Source organism: Anaerobacillus alkalidiazotrophicus (assembly GCF_001866055.1).
Window position 1 is genome coordinate 135,995 of sequence record NZ_MLQS01000031.1, and the last position, 21,828, is coordinate 157,822.

A 21,828-nucleotide genomic window follows, 5' to 3' on the forward strand; every position below is an offset into this window, starting at 1 on the left:
TGGAGGGAAAGAAAATGAGTTTTTTTAAGAAGCTTAAGGAAAAAATTACACTACAAACAGATACCGTAACTGAGAAATTTAAAGAAGGATTATCAAAGACACGCGATTCTTTTGTCGGAAAAATGAATGATCTCGTTAAAAACTATCGAAGTGTTGATGAGGAATTTTTCGAAGAACTTGAAGAACTATTAATCAGTGCTGACGTTGGTGTAACTACCGTGATGGAGTTGATTGATGAGTTAAAGGATGTTGCAAGAACACGTAACATAAAAAATTCTGAAGAGCTACAACCTGTTATTTCTGAAAAACTAGCTGAGCTACTTGAAAAAAATGAGGAAGATACAAAGTTAAATATCCAAGAGTCATCGATGACTGTTATATTGTTTGTAGGAGTAAATGGTGTAGGTAAGACTACTACGATTGGAAAGCTAGCAAATAAACTAAAAAATGAAGGTAAATCGGTCCTATTAGCAGCAGGAGATACTTTCCGTGCAGGGGCTATCGAGCAATTAGAAGTATGGGGAGAACGAGTAGGGGTTGATGTAATTAAACAACATTCTGGGTCAGATCCAGCTGCAGTTATGTTTGATGCTGTTCAAGCGGCTAAATCCCGTGGAGTAGATGTTTTACTTTGTGATACTGCAGGGCGCCTTCAAAACAAAGTTAATTTAATGAACGAGTTAGAAAAAGTAAAACGTGTTCTCGAAAGAGAAATACCTGGTGCACCTCATGAGGTTCTATTAGTGTTAGATGCAACAACAGGGCAAAATGCGATGTCACAAGCAAAAACCTTTGGAAAAGCAACTGATGTGTCAGGGATTGTGCTTACAAAGTTAGACGGTACTGCTAAAGGCGGAATTGTATTAGCGATTCGCCATGAATTAGATATACCAGTAAAATTTGTTGGTTTAGGGGAAAAGGTCGATGATCTTCAAGAATTTGATGCGCAACAATTTGTTTATGGATTATTTTCTGAGATGCTAGAAAAAACAGAAGTAGAGTAAAGAAAAAAACTTGACACTAATTTTGTGATCGTGTATGATAAGTACTTGTAAAGGGATTTCACTTAACAAGGAGGTCTTCACGTGTTAGAAAAAACGCTAAGAATGAATTATCTTTATGATTTTTATCAAAGCCTACTAACAACGAAGCAGCGCCAGTACATGGAATTATATTTTCTCGATGATTGGTCGTTAGGTGAAATTGCTGAAGAATTTGAAGTTAGTCGTCAAGCCGTTTATGATAATATTAAAAGAACTGAAAGTATGCTTGAAGAATATGAGGGGAAGCTTACGCTCTTCTCTAAATTCGAAGAGCGCTCAATACTTATGAAAAAACTAAAAACGGCGATAGAGAAAGACGCAACGAAAGAATCTATATTAATTATCGTCGATTCTCTTGAGAGGTTAGACTAGGAGGCGACAAACATGGCATTTGAAGGTTTAGCTGAACGCTTACAAAGTACCTTAAGTAAAATTAGAGGTAAAGGTGTTGTTTCTGAAGCGGATGTAAAAGCTATGATGCGTGAAGTGCGACTTGCTTTACTTGAAGCAGACGTTAACTTTAAAGTTGTAAAAGATTTCATTTCTAATGTAAAAGAAAGAGCAGTAGGGCAAGATGTATTAAAAAGTTTAACACCAGGGCAACAAGTAATTAAAGTTGTAAACGAAGAGCTTACAAAGCTCATGGGTGGAGAGCAGAGTAAAATAGCGGTTGCTAAAAAATCGCCAACTGTTGTTATGATGGTAGGTCTACAAGGGGCCGGTAAAACAACTACAACTGGGAAACTTGCTAATTACTTAAGGAAAAATAGTAATCGTAAGCCACTGCTTGTAGCAGGCGATATTTATCGTCCGGCAGCTATTAAACAATTAGAAACATTGGGTAACCAATTAAATATGCCGGTATTTTCTTTAGGTGATCAAGTTAGCCCGGTGGAAATTGCTAAGCAGGCAGTAGAAAAAGCAAAAGAAGAACACCTTGATTATGTGTTAATTGATACAGCTGGTCGTTTGCATATTGATGAAACGCTCATGGGGGAACTACAGCAAATCAAAGAAACGGTAAATCCGGACGAGATTTTACTTGTTGTTGACGCTATGACAGGGCAAGATGCAGTTAATGTAGCAGAAAGCTTTAATGAGCAACTTGACTTAACTGGTGTAGTCTTAACAAAGCTTGATGGAGATACACGTGGTGGTGCGGCGCTCTCAGTAAAAGCAGTGACAAACACACCAATTAAGTTTGCTGGTATGGGTGAAAAATTAGATGCATTAGAACCTTTCCATCCTGATCGTATGGCATCACGTATACTTGGAATGGGAGACGTACTTACTCTTATTGAGAAAGCTCAATCGACTGTAGATGAGGAAAAAGCTCGTGAACTAGAAAAAAAAATGCGTAATGCTGATATTACATTTGATGATTTTCTAGATCAGTTAGCACAAGTTCGTAATATGGGTCCTCTTGATGAGTTACTTGGTATGATGCCGGGTGCTAATAAAATGAAGGGTCTAAAAAATATACAAGTTGATGAAAAGCAAATTGGCCATGTTGAAGCGATTGTTCGCTCTATGACGAAAGCCGAAAAGCAAGACCCGACTATATTGAATGCTAGTCGCAGAAAAAGAATTGCTAAAGGAAGTGGAACTTCCATACAAGAAGTTAATCGACTTATTAAGCAATTTGATGAAATGAAGAAAATGATGAAACAAATGTCAAATATGACGGCAAAAGGAAAGAAAAAAGGAAAGTTTAAATTTCCTTTTATGTAAGAAACGTGAAATCATTGGAATAGGAAGGCTTGGTTGAAGTGATCGAGCTGATAGGCTCTGTAGCTAGACAAGAAACGCAAAAAAATCCAATCTTTTCTGTAAAGTTTTTTAACTTTACTAGTTTTCAACTAGTGAATTTTATGATAATATACCTTATTGTGTGAATTAAATTTGGAGGTGAAACACAAATGGCAGTAAAAATTCGTCTTAAACGTATGGGTTCAAATAAAGCACCATTTTACCGTGTAGTAGTTGCTAATTCTCGTGCACCACGTGATGGTCGTTTTATCGAGGAAATTGGCACATATAATCCACTAGTTAATCCAGTTGAATTTAAAGTTAACGAAGATAAAGCTTTAAAATGGATGCTTGATGGCGCTAAGCCTTCTGACACAGTTCGTAACCTTTTCTCTAAAGCTGGTTTAATGGAAAAGTTACACAACGCTAAAAACGTAAAGTAATTACTACTTTAAATTAGATTGTAATGAAAACTTAGGCTTAACTATTTCTATAGTTCGGGCCTAGTTTTCAATACTAATTTATAAGGGGAATGATAATAATGAAAGAGTTAGTTGAAACAATTGCCAAAGCTCTTGTTGATCATCCCGAAGACGTTCGCGTTACTGAAGTTGAACATGAGCAGTCCTTGACTTTACAACTTTCCGTACATCCAACAGATATGGGGAAAGTTATTGGAAAGCAAGGACGAATTGCGAAAGCGATACGCTCGGTTGTGTATGCAGCTGGTGCAAATCATAAAAAACGTATTAATTTAGAAATACAGTAAAGGCAAGGGGGAAAACCTCTGCCTTTTTTTATACTGTTAAATAATAAATTCTTGAATGTTAAGAAAGCTTTTTTATAAGAATTTTAAATTTTTAACTTGGAAACTGTCTAGTGCAAGCAGCCTACGAGCTCGGTCACTTCAGTCAAGCAACTGACTTCAATTACCTCTTGAAATCCTTCGTTGATTAGCTTCATGCAGCTTTGCTCCTGCGATTACTCGTCGCACAAAACACTGCTTCGAGGAAGCTACTACGAAGCAGTACTTGAAGACGCAGAAGCACGTAAGAAGCCAAAGAGCGGCTTTGCTCTTGAGCAAACGGAGTGGCACAGGAGCAGCTGCTCGTGACCAAGGCGCTTGCGCTTTTCTTGTTAGAAAATCACACAGATTTAAGCTCTATCGGAAGGTAGTACTCTTATTTCTATTATCTGTTCTACTACTTCATGTGGTAAAATTAAGTAATAACTATATTGATCGGGGTGTGGTTATGAAAGTTATAAAAAAAGTGGTTGTTAAGCAAGTTTTAACAGAAAATAGGAAACACTTGATGATGGAAGACTATTTCAAACAAAAAAAACAAGTTGTTAAAGAGATTAAACAGTTAGAATTTCAATTACATAAAAAACTTAAAGCAAGTAAAAACAATTTTGAATATCAAAATGCACTTAAATCTTCATTTAATAAAGAAATTAAGGACCGAAATGATAAAGTTAAAATTATTGATTTTCAGATTCAACAGTTAAATGAGCTTGTTATCGGAACGGAAATAAAAGAACAAACTATTGATACATTATATGAATTAAACGTAGGCGATGATTGGAATTCATTTACAAGTGGTACGGAGATCATCGTTAAAGATGGGATCGTATTTGAGATCCGTGAAGGAGGACATAAAAACGAATGACTAAATGGTTTAATGTAGGAAAAGTTGTCAATACACATGGAGTAAGAGGAGAGGTTAGAGTCATTTCTACTACAGACTTCTCAGAGGAGAGATTCGCAATAGGGTCTTCATTATATCTTGAACATCCTAACTTAAATGAAAAACTACGCCTAACAGTAGCTAGTCACCGCCAACATAAAAATTTCGATTTATTGACCTTTGAAAATTATTCCAATATTAACGAGGTAGAAGCTTTTAAGGGTGGTATTTTACAAGTAGGAGAAGATCAACTTTCTCAACTTGAAGAAGAAGAGTATTACTACCATGAAATTATTGGGTGTGATGTAGAGACGGAAGAAGGAGAAGCTTTAGGCAAAATAAAAGAAATTTTGTCTCCTGGTGCTAATGATGTATGGGTTATTCAAAGAAAAAATGGTGGGAAGGACTTATTAATTCCATATATTGAACAAGTTGTTAAAAGTGTAGATATAAATGAGAAAAAAGTTATCATTCATTTAATGGACGGACTTGATTAGTATGAGATACGATATTTTAACATTATTTCCCGAAATGTTTACAGGAGTGCTCGGACATTCAATTTTAAAACGTGCAGAGGAAAAGAAAATCGTTAATTACAATGTGGTCGATTTTCGTACCTTTTCTAAAGACAAGCATCAGCGAGTAGATGATTATCCTTATGGTGGTGGTGGTGGTATGGTTCTTACGCCTCAACCTGTTTTTGATGCTATTGAAGAGGTCACAAAACAATCTCGATGTGAAAAAAGAAGGATTATTTTGTTGTGCCCGCAAGGTGAAAGGTATTCACAAAAAAAGGCAGAGGAATTAGCGCAATGTGATCAACTTATTTTCATATGTGGGCATTATGAAGGTTACGATGAAAGAATTAGAGAACATTTAGTCACGGATGAAATCTCTATCGGTGATTACGTACTAACTGGTGGAGAGTTAGGAGCAATGGTCATCATAGATAGTGTTACACGTTTATTAACAGGTGTTCTGGGTAATGAAACATCAGCCATAACCGATTCGTTTAGCAGTGGTTTATTAGAATACCCTCATTATACTAGGCCTGTTGATTTTCGTGGCTTAAAGGTTCCTGATGTCTTATTAAGTGGTCACCATGAAAATATTGAACAGTGGCGACACGAACAAGCTTTAAAAAGAACGTATGAGAGAAGGCCTGACCTTCTTAATGAACGTAACCTCTCAGAGAAAGAAAGAGATTGGTTACAGTCTATGAAAAAAGATAAATAAAATTAGTTTCAAACCTTGTATCTATTGTTTCGTTATGTTATTATATTCCTTGTGGCTTGTGCCAGTATTCAAGATGTTCCGCTGCAAGGATATTTTTAGTAAGAGCATCTGTTAGGGAAGGAGGGAACGATACGATGAACAACATTATTAGAGAAATTACTAAAGAGCAATTAAAATCTGATATTCCAGCTTTCCGTCCTGGAGACACTGTACGTGTACACGTAAAAGTTGTTGAGGGAACTCGTGAGCGTATTCAGGTATTTGAAGGTGTTATTATTAAACGCCGTGGCTCGGGTATAAGTGAAACTTTCACTGCACGTAAGATTTCTTACGGTGTAGGTGTTGAACGTACATTCCCATTACATTCGCCGAAGATCGATAAGATCGAAGTGATGCGTCGTGGTAAAGTTCGCCGTGCGAAATTGTACTACTTACGTGCTCTTCGTGGAAAAGCGGCTCGTATTAAAGAAATTCGATAATCAATTAGTAAAAAAGGAGCTTGGTTTTCAAGCTCCTTTTTTTCACAATAATTTATGGTAATGGGGGATACATAAATGTCTAATGCAAAAAGTGAAACTTGGGAATGGCTGAAGGCAGTTCTCATAGCATTATTACTTGCTTTTGTGATTCGTTATTTTTTGTTTGCTCCCATCGTTGTGGACGGGCAATCTATGATGCCTACACTACAAAATAACGATCGTTTAATTGTAAATAAAATTGGTTATACAATAGGTAAACCGAAACGTTTTGATATTGTTGTTTTTCATGCTACTGAAGAAAAAGATTATATTAAACGTGTAATTGGTTTACCAGGTGATTCAATCTCTTATGAAAATGATGTCTTATATATTAATGGTGAACCAGTGGATGAGCCCTATTTAAACGAATATAAGGGAAATACATATAATTTACCGTTTACTGGCGACTTTACATTAAGAGACTATACTGGCCATGAGGTTGTACCCGATGGGCATATATTTGTTTTGGGTGATAATAGACAACATAGTAAAGATAGTCGAAATATCGGTTTTATTCCATATGAACGTATTGTGGGAAGTGCGAACGTTGTCTTTTGGCCATTTTCTGAAATTAGAATAGCAAAGTAGGTGGTGGACTTTATGACGACGATACAATGGTTTCCAGGCCATATGGCAAAAGCCCGTCGAGAAGTTACAGAGAAATTAAAGCAAATTGATATTGTAATGGAATTAGTTGATGCAAGAGTACCTTTAGCTTCAAGAAATCCAATGATTGATGAGCTTGTCAGTCACAAACCAAGACTTATTCTTTTGAATAAGGCCGATTTAGCCGATCCTAAAATTACGAAAGAGTGGAGCGAATACTTTCAAGCCCGTGGCTTCAAAGTGCAAGCTATTGATTCTCAAACGGGAAAAGGAACAGAAAAGATACCTTCTCTTGCCAAAGAACTAGCAGTCGATCTGTTAGAAAAATTAAGAGCTAAAGGAATGAAACCTAGAGCTATAAGAGCATTAATATTAGGGATTCCAAACGTAGGAAAATCTACCTTAATAAATAGGTTAGCTAAAAAGAAAATTGCAAAAACAGGCGATAGACCTGGAATTACTAAACAACAACAATGGATAAAAGTTGGGGGCGAGCTAGAATTACTAGACACACCAGGAATTTTATGGCCTAAATTTGAAGACAAATTGGTCGGTTATCGCCTAGCTGCAACCGGTGCTATAAAAGATGAGATCCTTGATTTTCAAGATGTTGCAGTATTTTTGTTGAAATATCTAAAGGAAGAATATCCGAAACAATTATCCGAACGCTTTAAGCTCTCAAAAATAAGCGAAGACATTGTTGAAATTTTTGACGAGATAGGTAAAAATAGAGGATTACTAATAAGTGGTGGGTACATTGATTATGATAAAGCAGCAGAATTAATCCTTCGTGAGTTTCGTTCTTGTAAAATTGGAAAAATTTCATTGGAAAGACCAGAGAAAAGCACGCAGTTGTAGCGTGCTTTTTCTCTACGATTTGAAACTATTGAATTCCTGTTTGAAAAGCAATGTCCTAGTTCTCCAATGCTTATGGGCTCTATCACTTGGCATAAGTTATTAACTCCAAATACTAAATAAATATCTTCGTGGTGCTTTGCTCGCCATGTTACTTGTCATAAAAACTGGCTTCATGGAGGCTTTTAGAAGACGCGGAAACTAAATGGGGCTCTGTCAAAGTCTCTCAGTTATAATGCTTATATGCGAAGCTGATTTTTAACGAGCAAACGGCAAACATAGTGGCATAAGAATAGGCGGTAGTGATCACGAGTCTTGAGCCTTCTATTAATGGAAAAACTTAAGATTTTACTTTTTTTGACGATAATAAAAATAGTAAACTTTTAGAATGAAAGAGTGTGAACTATGAGAAAAACAATTAAAGAATTAGAAGATTTCCTTCGTTCTAATATGAATATTGATAAAGATACATTAAAAGCTATTATTAACGATGAAAGGAAAGGTGTTCAAAAGGCATATTCAAAATGGATAGCTACTAAAGAAAAAAATCAGCAATTACTATGTCAATTTAATGAGATGTCTAAATATGAAATCGAGCTAAGAAACAGTGGTAATACCTCCATAGCAGGTATTGATGAAGTTGGAAGAGGACCGTTAGCAGGACCAGTTGTTGCTGCGGCTGTTATTTTGCCGGAGAATTTTATTTTACTTGGACTTACGGATTCGAAAAAAATCAGCAAAAAAAATCGTGAGGATTATTTTCAAGTGATTAAAAAAGAAGCACTTGCTGTTGGAATCGGAATTGTTAGTGCTGATAAAATCGACCAGTTGAATATTTATGAAGCTACTAAATTAGCTATGCAAAAAGCGGTATCAGAATTGAAAATTGCTCCAGAACACTTATTGATTGACGCTATGAAACTTCCTGTATCTATTAAACAAACTTCTATTATTAAAGGTGATAGTAAAAGTATCTCCATTGCAGCAAGTTCAATTATTGCAAAAGTTACAAGAGATCGTTATATGGAGCAATTAGCGGAAAAGTTTCCACAGTACGGATTTGAAAAGCATATGGGATATGGGACGAAAGAACATTTAGAAGCAATAGATCAACATGGTGTTTGTCACGAGCATCGTAAATCCTTTGCCCCAGTTCGTGAGCGTTGTCTATCAAATACTTTATTTTAAGTTGATCAATAGTTTCTTCTGGTATTAAAGTATTAAAGATAAAATTATTCGTTATTCTCGCAACGAAGTTATTAAATCTAGTCACGTTACATCGTTCGTAACTTTATATAGATTTATTTTATGCAGACCGTTTTGGCAATGATGATATTTACTCATTAATATAAGTTTTCTTCAGGTGGTGAAAAGAGTGTTTCAGTCTATTATGGTCGATTCATTTATAAAAGGTTTAGACCCAATCGATCAAAAATCTATTTCTTTAAATCCTGGACAAATTTTTAACGGTAAAATTATTAAAATATACCCTGGACAACTTGCAACTTTGATAATGAATGGAGTAACCCTAACGGCAAAGTTAGAAGCGGCACTAATAGTAGGTAAGCGGTACTGGTTCCAAGTTGAGCCTGGAGATGGAATACCAAAATTAAAAGTGATAGAAAGTGTTAGAGAAAATGGAAAAAGTGATAGTAGAGCTAGTGAAAATTTATTTAGTAGAATTGGTGTGTTAAGTAATAGATTAACCGAAACGGTTATAAATTACTTAGCAAAAGAAGAGATTGCTTTTTCGGTAGCACAAATGAAGCATGGAGTTGAGATTTTACAAAATGTCAAAATACCTACGGAAGAAGGACTAGCAATTCTAAAGGTATTAATAGAAAGAGATTTGCCAATTACATCAGAAACTTTCCTTGCAGTAAAAAGTGTTATTGAAGGGAAGGGATTATCTATTCAGTTACATGAATTATCTGAAATGCTACAAGTGATTAAAGAAAATCATCCTGTCTTACAACAACTTCACCATACTATTCAAATAATCTTAAAAGAAGCAACCATTAAAGGTGATCAGAATGAAGTGAATCATTTTCCTACAAAAATAGCAATGCTTATTACTCGTATTGGATTACAATACGAACGTGATGTCCTTCAATCTATAATTCAAAATGGGGAAAATAGAGAAGAGGTTCTTTTGCAAGTAAAATCATTACTTATTAAATCACAACAGATATATCTACCTAGTAAACTACAGGAAAAAATTAATTCAATTTTACATCGAATCACAGCGCAACAATTGTTATCAGTAAATCATGAAGGTCCAATTACAAATTATGCAGTTGCGATTCCGTTGGTATTAAGCGGAATACCTACAGATTTATCTATTCAATGGCAGGGAAAAAAGCAGAGGAATGGTGAGTTAGACCCTGATCATTGTAGAATTTTATTTTATATTAATTTAGAGCATTTGAAAGAAACGGTTATCGATGTCCAAATTCAAAATCGAATTGTTTCACTTCATATAATAAATGAAAACGTAAAACCAATAAAGTTAATTTCCTATTTACAGCCTTTATTGAAAGAAGGATTATTAAATTTAGATTATCAACTTTCTTCTATAAAATGGACACAATCTATTCAATCAAAGACGAAGGATAAAAAAAATGTATTACATCAAGAAAACACATATGTTCAAACATCGAAAGCGTACCAGGGAGTTGATATACGGATATGAACGAAAAAGCTGATAGAAGGTTAGCTGTTGCTTTAAAGTATAATGTTGATAATGATATTGCTCCAAGTGTTCTTGCGAAAGGAAAAGGCTATGTAGCAGAAGAGTTATTAAATGAAGCGAAAAAGCATAACGTCCCCGTTCAAGAAGATACAAGTCTTGTTGAATTATTAAGTCAATTAGAAATAAATCAAACAATTCCTAAGGAATTATACGAAGTAGTTGCAGAGATATTTGCTTTTGTTTATCAGATTGATAAAAGTGTAAAAGATACATTGAAATAACATTGACTATCTATCACTAACAAGTTATTGGATTTATTGCGTTCTCACCTAGGTATAGCTTTGTTCGGATTGATTTTGGTAATTATGGAATTACTCTATATTATTTATTAGTTTTCCGTAAAGTAGTGGAAAGAAGGACGAGCCAATTTATCCCACTTAAGATTCAGTAGACCCCCACCTCAAAACGTAAGAAAATCGAGAAGTTTAGGTGGGGGATAAACTGCCCCTAAAGGTCCGATATAGAATAACTTTCATCAGTGAAGCTGATGATTAGTTATCCTTATGCCCGTGGTATAAGTTGAACTAACAATCAGTGGGGGATGAAGGAAAACCCCCACTGATTGAAGTTCAGCTTTATAATGTTTAGATAGTTCAAATATCAACACCTTATCTTAATAATTAATGTATTTGGGAAAGCTATCACCGAAAACATTGTTATGAAAGAGGTGTTTTTTGTGCTTTTGACAAATCTACAGAATTTTTCTGATGAGGAAATCGCTGAGGAATTTGGTATTCATCGTCCAATAATGGATCGGGAAATCAGTGCAAGTATAGGGAAAAGGAAAAATAATGAAAAGGAAGTGAAGAAAAATGAAGAAAAGAAGAAAGTTCGACCCCAATCCAAAAACGCCCCTAGATAACTGGAGTGTGAATGTAGATCCTGCTATTATGTCTGGAGATCATTGGGCTCAGGAAGAAAACGCTCCTCTTGAACAATTAGATTTTTTTGAAGAACACCAATGTGAAGAAATAAGTGTAAAAAAAGAACATCCTTATCATATGTTTATGCACCCGACAATAAATGTTAGTTATGGAAATTTTAAAAAAGAATAGAAACTTTTCATCTTAAAAAGTAGGAGAAATCCTACTTTTTAATTTAAACTTTTCTCCGAAAGAAGTCTCCCTCTTCAAGCGCGTGGAGGCGTAGTCCAGGGGGTGAATGTAGCCTAAACGTTCTCTTTATAATAAGAACGTTCATTCTGGATAAGGGGCATTGAGCTTAAAGGGATCCTCTCCTAAACACACATTCTCCTCGGAATCAATACTTACTTTTTAAAAATTTCGCAACTTTTTTATCGAAAAGAGGGTTTTTATTCATCGTACTAGAATAAGATTAAGTGAAGATTTCTGGAGAGAACTATAGACTTCGTTTTACTCTTTAATTTTAGTGGTAGAATTGAGTATAATTACCATATTATTTTAATCGGATTTGATAGGAGGTTGGAGATGAATATCCACGAATATCAAGGAAAAGAACTTCTACGTAGTTACGGTGTTAGGGTACCCAATGGAAAAGTGGCTTTTACAGTGGATGAGGCAGTTAAAGCCGCAACTGAGCTTAGGTCGACGGTAACGGTTATTAAAGCACAAATCCACGCGGGGGGAAGAGGCAAAGCAGGTGGAGTGAAAGTAGCAAAAAGTATTGACGAAGTTCATAGATATGCTAGTGAAATACTAGGTAAAACGTTAATTACTCACCAAACGGGTTCGGAAGGTAAAGTAGTTAAACGACTACTTATCGAAGAAGGATGCGACATTAAAAATGAATATTATATTGGATTGGTTATTGATAGATTTACATCTAAAGTTGTTATGATGGCTTCTGAAGAAGGTGGTACGGAAATAGAAGTAGTGGCAAAGCGTTCGCCTGAGAAAATTTATAAGGAGATTATTGATCCAGTTGTTGGCTTACAAGCGTTCCAAGCAAGAAGGTTAGCATTTAACATAAATATACCAAATGAACTGATCGGTCAAACTGTAAAATGTATGTTAGGACTTTATAAGGTTTTTACAGAAAAAGATTGTTCAATCGCTGAAATTAATCCACTAGTTACTACTAAAGATGGGATTGTAATGGCTTTAGATGCAAAATTTAACTTTGATTCAAATGCACTTTATCGAAATAAAGATATATTAGCGTATCGTGATTTAGATGAGGAAGATGAAAAGGAAATTGAAGCATCGAAGAGCGATTTAAGCTACATTTCATTAGACGGTAATATTGGTTGCATGGTAAATGGTGCCGGCCTTGCAATGGCTACAATGGATATTATTAAACATTATCAAGGAGAACCTGCAAACTTTCTTGATGTTGGTGGTGGAGCAACATCAAAAAAAGTAACGGAAGCATTTAAATTAATTTTGTCAGATGAAAATGTAAAAGGTATTTTTGTTAACATTTTTGGTGGAATTATGAAATGCGATGTAATTGCCGAAGGGATAGTAGAAGCAACCAAACAAGTTGATTTAAATTTACCATTAGTTGTTCGCTTAGAAGGAACAAACGTAGAAGCTGGAAAGAAAATTTTGATTGAATCAGGTTTAAACATCACATCAGCGAATTCGATGGCTGATGGAGCAAAAAAAATTGTATCTCTAGTTAAGTAGAAGGAGTTGGAGAAGCACATGAGTATTCTAATTAATAAAGATACAAAAGTCATTGTTCAAGGTATAACTGGTGCTACTGGTTTATTTCATACAAAGCAGGCAATTGAGTACGGAACTAATATTGTAGCTGGCGTTACCCCTGGTAAGGGGGGGGAAGAAATTGAAGGAATTCCAGTATTTGATACGGTATCTGATGCTGTTAAAATAACCAATGCGAATGCCTCTGTTATTTATGTTCCACCAGCATTTGCGGCAGATGCTATAATGGAAGCAGTAGATAGCCATCTAGATTTAGTTATTTGTATAACGGAAGGAATCCCGGTGTTAGATATGATAAAGGTAAAACGTTTTATGGAAGGAAGAAATACTCGTTTGATAGGGCCAAACTGCCCTGGAGTTATTACCCCAGAAGAGTGTAAAATTGGGATTATGCCTGGTTACATTCATAAAAAAGGTCATGTTGGTGTTGTGTCACGTTCTGGAACACTAACCTATGAGGCAGTACATCAGTTGTCCACAAAGGGGATTGGGCAGTCTACAGCTGTAGGAATTGGTGGTGACCCAGTAAATGGCACAAATTTTATTGATGTGTTAAAATTATTTAATGAAGATGAAGAAACGTATGCTGTAATTTTGATTGGCGAAATTGGTGGTACAGCAGAAGAAGAAGCTGCCGAATGGATTAAAGAGAATATGACTAAGCCTGTTGTAGGCTTTATTGGTGGTCAAACGGCACCACCCGGAAAAAGAATGGGCCATGCTGGTGCCATTATTTCAGGGGGGGAAGGTACTGCAGTTGAAAAGATTAAAAAACTTAAAAGTTGCGGTGTATTAGTAGCTGAAACTCCAGCCGTTATGGGGCAAACATTGATTACAGCATTAGAAAAAAACAACTTGTTAGAAAAATGTATGGCTCATATGTAAGATAAACGGCTCCTCTTTTATGGAGCCGTATTTTTATTATGAAAAGGTTGTGATGTGTATGAGTGTGAGAAAACGTCTAATTCATCTTCATTCATGTAAGGGTGTGACATGGCAGACGCTAAATAAATTTTTACAATATGACTCTTCATTAGAAAAGATCTATCAGCTTAATAAAGAGCAGCTAAAACAAATATTTTCATTGAGAAATTACCAAGTAGAGAGTCTATATAAAGATTTGCATTCAAGAGAACTAGTAAAAAGAATAGAAGAATTTCATCAAACAGATGTCCGTGTTGTCACCATTTTTGACCAAACTTACCCAGACTTATTAAAACAAATTTTTGATCCGCCTTGGGTGTTATACTGTAAAGGTGATTTATCCCTTTTTCATGCAGAGAATAAAATAAGTGTAGTAGGTACGAGGGATCCATCCAAAAACGGCTTGTTAAGTCTAGATAAAATTGTACTGCCATTAATAAAAGAAAATTGGGTTATTGTCAGTGGTTTAGCTGTTGGTATTGATGCTAGAGCACATGCATTAACACTTCATGGTAAAGGAAAGACAATTGCTGTACTAGGTTCAGGTTTTAACTATATTTATCCTCGTTGTCATCAAAAATTAGCCTCAATTATTTCTAAAGAACATCTTTTAATTTCAGAATTTCCACCTAGCCACCCACCTCAAAAATGGAACTTTCCTATGAGAAATCGTATTATTAGTGGGTTATCAAAAGGAACATTGATTATTGAAGCCCGAGAAAGAAGTGGATCTCTAATAACTGCTGATTTAGCACTTCAACAAGGAAGGGAAGTATTTGCTGTTCCAGGATCTATTTTAGACGAGCGTTCAGAAGGGGCACATTGGTTAATTCAACAAGGTGCTAAGTTGACAAAATGTAGTAATGATGTTTTAAATGAATGGTAAACGCGTATAATAAAGTAAAAATGTTTTAGAGAAATTAATTTGTATAAAGTAAAACGCATTATTATGTAATAAAACTTCCTTATTTTAAAAAAAGATGGAAGTTTTGTCATAATTATATTTGACAAAAAGCAAAATAGTGGTTGATAATAGGGAAGATTTAAATTACCTCAGGAGGGGGAGGAAACAATAGATGGCAGATTACTTAGTAATCGTTGAATCTCCCGCTAAAGCAAAAACAATTGGGAAGTATTTAGGGAAAAAATATACGGTAAAAGCTTCTATGGGGCATGTGATTGACTTACCAAAAAGTCAAATGGGAGTTGATATCGAAGAGAATTATCGTCCTAAATATATTACGATCCGCGGAAAAGGGCCAATTTTAAAAGATTTGAAAGCAGCTGCAAAAAAAGTAAAGAAAGTTTACTTAGCGGCTGACCCTGACCGAGAAGGAGAAGCAATTGCTTGGCACTTAGCACACAGTTTAAAAATTGATGAAAAATCAGACTGTCGAGTAGTATTCAACGAAATAACACAGCAAGCAATTAAAGATGCTTTTAAAACACCTAGACCAATAAACATGGATTTAGTTGATGCGCAACAAGCTAGACGTGTTCTAGATCGTCTAGTTGGTTACAATATCAGCCCATTGTTATGGAAAAAAGTAAAAAAAGGATTAAGTGCTGGAAGAGTTCAATCCGTTGCAGTTAAAATGATTATCGACCGTGAAAAAGAGGTTCAATCTTTCGTTCCTGAAGAGTATTGGTCAATAACTGCTAAATTTAAAACTGGAGAAGAAATTTTTGAAGCAAAGTTTTATGGGGTAGACAATAAAAAAGTAGAATTAAATTCAGAGGCTGATGTAAATGAGATTCTAAATAAGTTAATAGGATCATTTAGCGTAGAAAATGTAAAAAAGAGAGAACGTAAGCGTAATCCAGTATTGCCATTCACTACATCTTCACTTCAGCAAGAAGCTGCAAGAAAATTAAACTTTAGAGCGAAAAAAACAATGATGATCGCTCAACAACTTTATGAAGGTATTGATATAGGCAAAGAGGGTACAATTGGTTTAATTACATACATGAGAACAGATTCTACTAGAGTTTCAGAAACAGCTGAAAAAGAGACTGCTGAGTACATTGAAGCTAGCTACGGAAAAGAATACCTTTTGAAAGACAAAAGACCAGTAAAAAAGGATAAAAAATCCCAAGATGCACATGAAGCGATCAGGCCTACATCTGTTTTTAAAGACCCCAAAACACTCAAGGGTTATTTAAGTAGAGACCAATTACGGCTATACAAATTAATTTGGGAACGCTTAGTGGCCAGTCAAATGGCACCAGCGGTTCTAGACACAATGAGTGTAGATATAGTCAATGAAGGCGTTCTATTTCGTGCTACAGGGTCAAAGATTAAATTTCCTGGTTTTATGAAGGTGTATATTGAAGGTAATGATGATGGGAAAAAAGAAGAAGATCGTCTATTACCCCATCTCGAAGAAGAAATGGTCGTTTCAAAAGAATTGATTGAACCGAATCAGCACTTTACGCAGCCGCCACCACGTTATACAGAGGCTAGGCTAGTAAAAACATTGGAAGAGTTAGGGATTGGTAGACCATCTACATTTGCCCCGACGTTAGATACAATTCAACGAAGAGGTTATGTGGCTCTTGAAGATAAACGATTTGTACCTACCGAACTAGGTGAAATTGTTCTGGAATTAATAGAACAATTTTTTCCAGAGATATTAAATGTTGAGTTTACAGCAAAAATGGAAAGTGATTTAGATGCTATTGAGGAAGGTCAGACCGATTGGGTAAATATCATTGATCACTTTTATAGCAGTTTTGAAAAGAACCTTAAAATTGCTGAAGAGGAAATGAAGGAAGTTGAAATTAAGGATGAACCTGCCGGTGAGGATTGTGAGTTATGTGGTCATGAAATGGTTTATAAAATGGGTAGGTATGGTAAGTTTATGGCTTGTTCGAATTTTCCAGACTGTCGAAATACGAAAGCTATCGTAAAAGAGATAGGGGTTAAATGCCCTACTTGTAAGGATGGCAATATAGTTGAGCGAAAGAGCAAGAAACGTAGAACGTTTTTTGGTTGCGACCAATACCCCGAGTGCGATTTTCTATCATGGGATAAACCAATTTCAAGACCTTGTCCGAAATGTAGTTCCATGCTAGTTGAAAAAAAATCGAAAAAAGGGGTACAGGTTCATTGTACAAAGTGTGATTACGAGGAAGAAGCCAATTAATTTGGTTCTTCTTCGTCAGTTATTTAATTGTACATATTTCGTTTAAATGAGAGAACTCGTTCTAGCTTCGCTAGAACATTGGAAGTTCCCACCTAGGCTACGCTTAGAGGTGGGGGGCTATATGACCCTTTAGTTTAAATTAGTTTGAATAAGTCAATTATAGATATTAAATGTTTTTCGCTAGTAAGACCTGTAATTTTAAGTTTTACTAACATATAATGGAGGAATTAATTTTGTCAGAAATTAAAGTAAATGTAGTTGGTGCTGGATTAGCAGGAAGTGAAGCAGCTTGGCAAATTGCTAAAGCAAATATTCCGGTACGTTTATTTGAAATGAGACCTGTAAAGAATACGCCAGCTCATCATACAGATAAATTTGCAGAACTTGTATGTAGTAATTCTTTAAGATCGAATGCATTATCAAATGCAGTTGGTGTATTAAAGGAGGAAATGAGGAAATTAGACTCTGTCATCATTCAATCAGCTGATGATTGTGCTGTACCCGCAGGTGGAGCTTTAGCTGTTGATCGCCATGAATTTGCCAATCTAGTAACAGAACGAGTGAAAAATCACCCGTTAGTAGAAGTGATCACAGAAGAAGTATCTGAAATCCCAGAAGGGCCAACAGTCATAGCAACTGGACCTCTAACATCAGAAGCGTTATCTAAACAACTAAAGGAGCTTACTGGAGAAGAATATTTATATTTTTACGATGCAGCAGCTCCGATTATTGAAGTAGACAGCATTGATCGAGAAAAAGTGTATTTAAAATCTCGTTATGATAAAGGTGACGCAGCTTATTTAAATTGTCCGATGAATGAAGAAGAATTTGATCAATTTTACGAGGCGCTTATAAGTGCAGAAACGGTTCCTTTAAAAGAGTTTGAAAAAGAAATCTTCTTTGAGGGTTGTATGCCAATTGAAGTACTAGCAAAAAGAGGGAAGAAAACGCTTTTATTTGGACCTATGAAACCAGTTGGTTTGGAAGATCCAAAAACGGGTAAACGTCCATATGCTGTAGTACAGCTTAGGCAAGATAACCAATCAGGAACACTCTATAATATCGTAGGTTTCCAAACTCATTTAAAATGGGGCCCGCAAAAAGAAGTACTTCAACTTATTCCAGGTCTTGAACAAGCTGAAATTGTAAGATACGGTGTTATGCATCGAAATACGTTTATTAATTCACCAAAGTTTCTCTTACCAACATATCAATATAAAGGTAGGGAGGATCTTTTCTTTGCTGGGCAAATTACTGGAGTAGAAGGATATGTAGAATCTGCAGCTAGTGGATTACTAGCAGGAATGAATGCTGTTAGATATGTAACTGGGAGAGAGCCAATAGTATTACCACCTGAAACAATATTAGGTAGTATGGCCAATTACATTACTACAGCAAATGAAAAAAACTTTCAACCAATGAATGCAAACTTTGGATTGCTACCACCTATTGAACCAAGAATAAAAAATAAAAAGGAACGATATGAACAATTGGCCACTAGAGCTTTAGACACAATTCAGAATTTTTTGAAAAGATTGTAAATTCCCTTGCGTTCGATATAAAGTTATGGTATTATTTATAGGCTGTAGTGAGGTGAGTCGTGTGTCAAATCAAGTAGACCAGTTGGAAACGTTTATTCGGTTCTTGCAAATAGAGAAGAATTATTCGAAACACACTGTATACAATTATAAAAAAGATATTGAACATTTCTCATCTTTCATGAAGCAGCATAGCATTTCTAGTTACGCTGCTGTTTCTTATGTATTTGTTCGTCTGTATTTAACTGAATTGTATGCATTAAAGTGGAAAAGAAAAACGGTTGCAAGAAAAATTTCAAGTCTACGTAGCTTTTATAATTTTTTATTGGTAGAAGAAATAGTTGGCGAAAATCCCTTTGCGTCTGCATCCGTTCCCAAACAAGAAAAAAGGTTACCAACCTTCCTTTATGAAGATCAACTAAATGAATTATTTTCAGTCTCTGACATTTCAACACCGTTAGGTCAGAGAAATCAGGCGTTATTAGAACTGCTGTATGGCACGGGAATACGAGTTAGTGAGTGTTGCGGCCTACGTATTCAAGATATTGATTTTCAAATAGGTATTATTTCGGTTGTTGGAAAAGGAAGAAAAGAACGCATTATTCCGTTAGGGAGTTATGCGATAGATGCTATACATATGTATATGAATGATGGTAGGAAGAAATTATTAAAGGGTGGTAAAGAGGAAGGTAAAACTCTTTTTTTGAACTATTCTGGTGGGAATCTTACAAGAAGTGGAGTTAGAAAAATTTTAGAAAGTATTGTTGATAAGACTGCCTCTAAGATAAAAATTAGTCCTCATGTTCTAAGACACACCTTTGCAACGCATTTATTAAATGAAGGTGCAGATATGCGAAGCGTGCAAGAATTATTAGGGCATACTCATCTATCATCGACCCAAATTTATACACATGTAACAAAAGAGCATTTAAAGCATGTGTATAATAATACTCATCCAAGAGCGAAATGATAAACAAACAGTTAGTTTTCTAGTATATGGAGGGATTCTAGTGGAACATAGCTTTCATGCTACAACTATATTTGCTATTCACCATAATGGGAAATGTGCTATGAGTGGCGATGGGCAAGTAACATTTGGAAACGCTGTTGTAATGAAACATACAGCTAGGAAAGTTCGTAAATTATATAATGGGAAAGTGTTGGCTGGATTTGCAGGATCAGTTGCTGATGCTTTTACATTGTTTGAAAAGTTTGAGGCGAAATTAGAAGAGTATAATGGGAATTTGCAAAGGGCAGCAGTTGAATTAGCGAAAGAATGGCGGAGTGATAAAGTACTTAGACGTTTAGAAGCAATGTTAATTGTTGCTAATGCTGATAATCTGTACTTAGTTTCAGGAACTGGTGAAGTAATCGAGCCGGATGATGGAATTTTAGCTATAGGTTCAGGTGGGAATTATGCTTTATCAGCAGGGCGAGCGTTAAAAAAACATGCTCCTCAATTACAAGCTAAGGAAATTGCTATGGCAGCTTTACAAACAGCTGCAGAAATTTGTGTATACACAAATAATAACATTGTATTAGAAGAGCTTTAAATCAGTGTGTAGAGAATGAGCTGCTTTCAATTAATAAGGATGCTTACTAGCACTTTAAAATGTAAAAGTCTTTGGATCTTAAAATAATAAATATTGTTCTATTCATTGTTTACATATAAGTTTCGTTTTTGATTTTTTGAAAAAAAGAAAGAGGAGCGATGGTATGGAAAATCATTTAACACCTCGACAAATTGTAGAAAAGTTAGATCAATATATAGTTGGCCAAGAAAAGGCGAAGCGTTCGGTTGCTATTGCTCTAAGAAATCGATATCGAAGAAGTCAATTAGATGAAAAACTTCGAGATGAAGTAACCCCGAAAAATATTTTAATGATTGGTCCCACCGGAGTAGGTAAAACGGAAATTGCTAGAAGACTTGCTAAGCTTGTGGGTGCACCGTTCGTAAAAGTTGAGGCTACGAAATTTACTGAAGTTGGATATGTTGGTCGTGATGTAGAATCGATGGTTCGGGATCTTGTGGAAACTTCAATTCGTTTAGTTAAAGAAGACCGTATGAAAAAAGTAAAAGGTAAAGCAGAAGATAACGCAAACAAACGTATCGTAAGTTTACTTATTCCTTCGAAAAAGAAAGAGACAAACTACAAAAATCCTTTTGAAATGATTTTTGGTGGGCAGAATCAAGTTCAATCAGAACCTGTCGATAATAGCGAAGAAGATGCTATAAGGGATCGGAAGAGAAGAATTGAACATCAACTAGCACTTGGGGAACTTGAAGACAATTTCGTAACAGTTGAGGTAGAAGAACAAACTGCTGGTTTTCTTGACATGTTCCAAGGGTCAGGAATGGAACAAATGGGAATGAATATGCAAGAAATGCTTGGTAGTATGATACCTAAGAAGAAAAAGAAGCGTAAGCTAACTGTTAGAGAAGCGAGAAAAGTTCTAACTGAGGATGAGGCTGCAAAACTTATTGATATGGATGAAGTTTCTCAGGAAGCGGTGTCGCGTGCGGAACAATTGGGTATTATCTTTATAGATGAAATTGATAAAGTTGCTGGAAAAGGGAATCAGTCAACAGCAGATGTTTCAAGGGAAGGTGTTCAAAGAGATATATTACCGATCGTAGAAGGTTCAACGGTAGTTACAAAGTATGGTCCTGTGCGCACGGATCATATGCTCTTTATTGCAGCAGGAGCTTTCCACCTGGCTAAGCCGTCGGATTTAATTCCAGAATTACAAGGTCGTTTTCCGATTAGAGTAGAACTAGCTAATTTATCTGAGAAAGATTTTATAAAAATATTAGTAGAACCAAATAATGCCTTAATCAAACAATATCAAGCATTACTTGCAACTGAAGGTATACAAGTAATGTTTTCTGACGATGCTATTGAAAGAATAGCAAAAATTGCAACAGAAGTAAATCAAGATACAGAAAACATTGGTGCTAGAAGACTTCATACTATTCTAGAACGGCTTCTAGAAGACTTGTCTTTTGAAGCGCCTGATATTAATTTACAAGAAATTGTAATCACTCCTGTATATGTTGATGAGAAGCTAGCAACTATAGCGAAAAACCGAGACTTGAGCCAATACATCTTATAATAGACAATCAA

General features: G+C 35.5%; 24 protein-coding genes. All 24 read left to right on the plus strand.

Going from position 1 to position 21,828, the window contains the following annotated elements; all coding sequences use genetic code 11:
- The first annotated feature begins 14 nt into the window (after nt 1-14).
- Nucleotides 15-1,004: a signal recognition particle-docking protein FtsY gene (gene ftsY / locus BKP45_RS19775; RefSeq protein WP_071390887.1), complete on the plus strand. Its 990-nt coding sequence runs from the start codon at nt 15-17 to the stop codon at nt 1,002-1,004.
- A 102-nt stretch (nt 1,005-1,106) separates the two neighbouring features.
- Nucleotides 1,107-1,415 carry a putative DNA-binding protein gene (locus BKP45_RS19780; protein WP_245747576.1) on the plus strand — a complete coding sequence of 103 codons (309 nt, stop codon included), beginning with the start codon at nt 1,107-1,109 and terminating at the stop codon, nt 1,413-1,415.
- A 12-nt stretch (nt 1,416-1,427) separates the two neighbouring features.
- Nucleotides 1,428-2,774 (plus strand): signal recognition particle protein, encoded by a 1,347-nt coding sequence (ffh, locus tag BKP45_RS19785; RefSeq protein WP_071390889.1) that lies wholly within the window; start codon nt 1,428-1,430, stop codon nt 2,772-2,774.
- Nucleotides 2,775-2,962: 188 nt separating this feature from the next.
- On the plus strand, nt 2,963-3,235 hold the full coding sequence (gene rpsP, locus BKP45_RS19790) for a 30S ribosomal protein S16 (RefSeq protein ID WP_071309791.1): 273 nt from the start codon (nt 2,963-2,965) through the stop codon (nt 3,233-3,235).
- A 98-nt stretch (nt 3,236-3,333) separates the two neighbouring features.
- The gene (locus tag BKP45_RS19795) at nt 3,334-3,561 is read left to right on the plus strand and encodes a KH domain-containing protein (RefSeq protein WP_071309790.1); all 228 of its coding nucleotides are present in this window, start codon (nt 3,334-3,336) and stop codon (nt 3,559-3,561) included.
- Between the two features lie 484 nt (nt 3,562-4,045).
- Nucleotides 4,046-4,462 (plus strand): YlqD family protein, encoded by a 417-nt coding sequence (locus BKP45_RS19800; protein WP_071309789.1) that lies wholly within the window; start codon nt 4,046-4,048, stop codon nt 4,460-4,462.
- Nucleotides 4,459-4,977, plus strand: a complete 519-nt coding sequence (gene rimM, locus BKP45_RS19805) for a ribosome maturation factor RimM (RefSeq protein WP_071390890.1) — start codon at nt 4,459-4,461, stop codon at nt 4,975-4,977. The genes BKP45_RS19800 and rimM overlap by 4 nt, the downstream gene beginning before the upstream one ends.
- A gap of 1 nt (nt 4,978) precedes the next feature.
- The gene (trmD, locus tag BKP45_RS19810) at nt 4,979-5,716 is read left to right on the plus strand and encodes a tRNA (guanosine(37)-N1)-methyltransferase TrmD (RefSeq protein ID WP_071390891.1); all 738 of its coding nucleotides are present in this window, start codon (nt 4,979-4,981) and stop codon (nt 5,714-5,716) included.
- A gap of 134 nt (nt 5,717-5,850) precedes the next feature.
- On the plus strand, nt 5,851-6,195 hold the full coding sequence (rplS, locus tag BKP45_RS19815) for a 50S ribosomal protein L19 (RefSeq protein ID WP_071309786.1): 345 nt from the start codon (nt 5,851-5,853) through the stop codon (nt 6,193-6,195).
- 75 nt (nt 6,196-6,270) lie between these two features.
- The gene (gene lepB, locus BKP45_RS19820; protein ID WP_071390892.1) at nt 6,271-6,822 is read left to right on the plus strand and encodes a signal peptidase I; all 552 of its coding nucleotides are present in this window, start codon (nt 6,271-6,273) and stop codon (nt 6,820-6,822) included.
- A 12-nt stretch (nt 6,823-6,834) separates the two neighbouring features.
- Nucleotides 6,835-7,698, plus strand: a complete 864-nt coding sequence (ylqF, locus tag BKP45_RS19825) for a ribosome biogenesis GTPase YlqF (protein WP_071390893.1) — start codon at nt 6,835-6,837, stop codon at nt 7,696-7,698.
- 402 nt (nt 7,699-8,100) lie between these two features.
- Entirely contained in the window at nt 8,101-8,883 is a 783-nt protein-coding gene (locus BKP45_RS19830) for a ribonuclease HII (protein WP_071390894.1), read from the plus strand.
- Nucleotides 8,884-9,070: 187 nt separating this feature from the next.
- Nucleotides 9,071-10,387, plus strand: a complete 1,317-nt coding sequence (locus BKP45_RS19835) for a hypothetical protein (RefSeq protein WP_071390895.1) — start codon at nt 9,071-9,073, stop codon at nt 10,385-10,387.
- On the plus strand, nt 10,384-10,668 hold the full coding sequence (locus tag BKP45_RS19840; RefSeq protein WP_071390896.1) for an EscU/YscU/HrcU family type III secretion system export apparatus switch protein: 285 nt from the start codon (nt 10,384-10,386) through the stop codon (nt 10,666-10,668). The genes BKP45_RS19835 and BKP45_RS19840 overlap by 4 nt, the downstream gene beginning before the upstream one ends.
- A 461-nt stretch (nt 10,669-11,129) precedes the next feature.
- Nucleotides 11,130-11,309, plus strand: coding sequence for a hypothetical protein (locus BKP45_RS22275; protein WP_169824145.1), 180 nt, complete (start codon nt 11,130-11,132; stop codon nt 11,307-11,309).
- Nucleotides 11,260-11,502 carry a DUF3905 domain-containing protein gene (locus BKP45_RS19850; RefSeq protein ID WP_084034675.1) on the plus strand — a complete coding sequence of 81 codons (243 nt, stop codon included), beginning with the start codon at nt 11,260-11,262 and terminating at the stop codon, nt 11,500-11,502. Before BKP45_RS22275 ends, BKP45_RS19850 begins: the two co-directional genes overlap by 50 nt.
- A gap of 393 nt (nt 11,503-11,895) precedes the next feature.
- Nucleotides 11,896-13,056: an ADP-forming succinate--CoA ligase subunit beta gene (gene sucC / locus BKP45_RS19855; RefSeq protein WP_071390898.1), complete on the plus strand. Its 1,161-nt coding sequence runs from the start codon at nt 11,896-11,898 to the stop codon at nt 13,054-13,056.
- An 18-nt stretch (nt 13,057-13,074) separates the two neighbouring features.
- Nucleotides 13,075-13,980, plus strand: coding sequence for a succinate--CoA ligase subunit alpha (sucD, locus tag BKP45_RS19860; protein WP_071390899.1), 906 nt, complete (start codon nt 13,075-13,077; stop codon nt 13,978-13,980).
- Nucleotides 13,981-14,038: 58 nt separating this feature from the next.
- Nucleotides 14,039-14,905: a DNA-processing protein DprA gene (dprA, locus tag BKP45_RS19865; protein ID WP_084788079.1), complete on the plus strand. Its 867-nt coding sequence runs from the start codon at nt 14,039-14,041 to the stop codon at nt 14,903-14,905.
- Between the two features lie 190 nt (nt 14,906-15,095).
- Nucleotides 15,096-17,165 carry a type I DNA topoisomerase gene (gene topA, locus BKP45_RS19870; RefSeq protein ID WP_071390901.1) on the plus strand — a complete coding sequence of 690 codons (2,070 nt, stop codon included), beginning with the start codon at nt 15,096-15,098 and terminating at the stop codon, nt 17,163-17,165.
- A gap of 218 nt (nt 17,166-17,383) precedes the next feature.
- A complete protein-coding gene (gene trmFO / locus BKP45_RS19875) occupies nt 17,384-18,706 on the plus strand; it encodes an FADH(2)-oxidizing methylenetetrahydrofolate--tRNA-(uracil(54)-C(5))-methyltransferase TrmFO (protein WP_407639608.1) in 1,323 nt (440 codons plus the stop codon).
- 61 nt (nt 18,707-18,767) lie between these two features.
- Nucleotides 18,768-19,673 (plus strand): tyrosine recombinase XerC, encoded by a 906-nt coding sequence (gene xerC / locus BKP45_RS19880; RefSeq protein WP_245747569.1) that lies wholly within the window; start codon nt 18,768-18,770, stop codon nt 19,671-19,673.
- 40 nt (nt 19,674-19,713) lie between these two features.
- Complete coding sequence (hslV, locus tag BKP45_RS19885) at nt 19,714-20,256, plus strand: ATP-dependent protease subunit HslV (RefSeq protein WP_281243051.1); 543 nt, start codon at nt 19,714-19,716, stop codon at nt 20,254-20,256.
- 163 nt (nt 20,257-20,419) lie between these two features.
- On the plus strand, nt 20,420-21,817 hold the full coding sequence (gene hslU / locus BKP45_RS19890) for an HslU--HslV peptidase ATPase subunit (RefSeq protein ID WP_071390904.1): 1,398 nt from the start codon (nt 20,420-20,422) through the stop codon (nt 21,815-21,817).
- Nucleotides 21,818-21,828 lie beyond the last annotated feature (11 nt).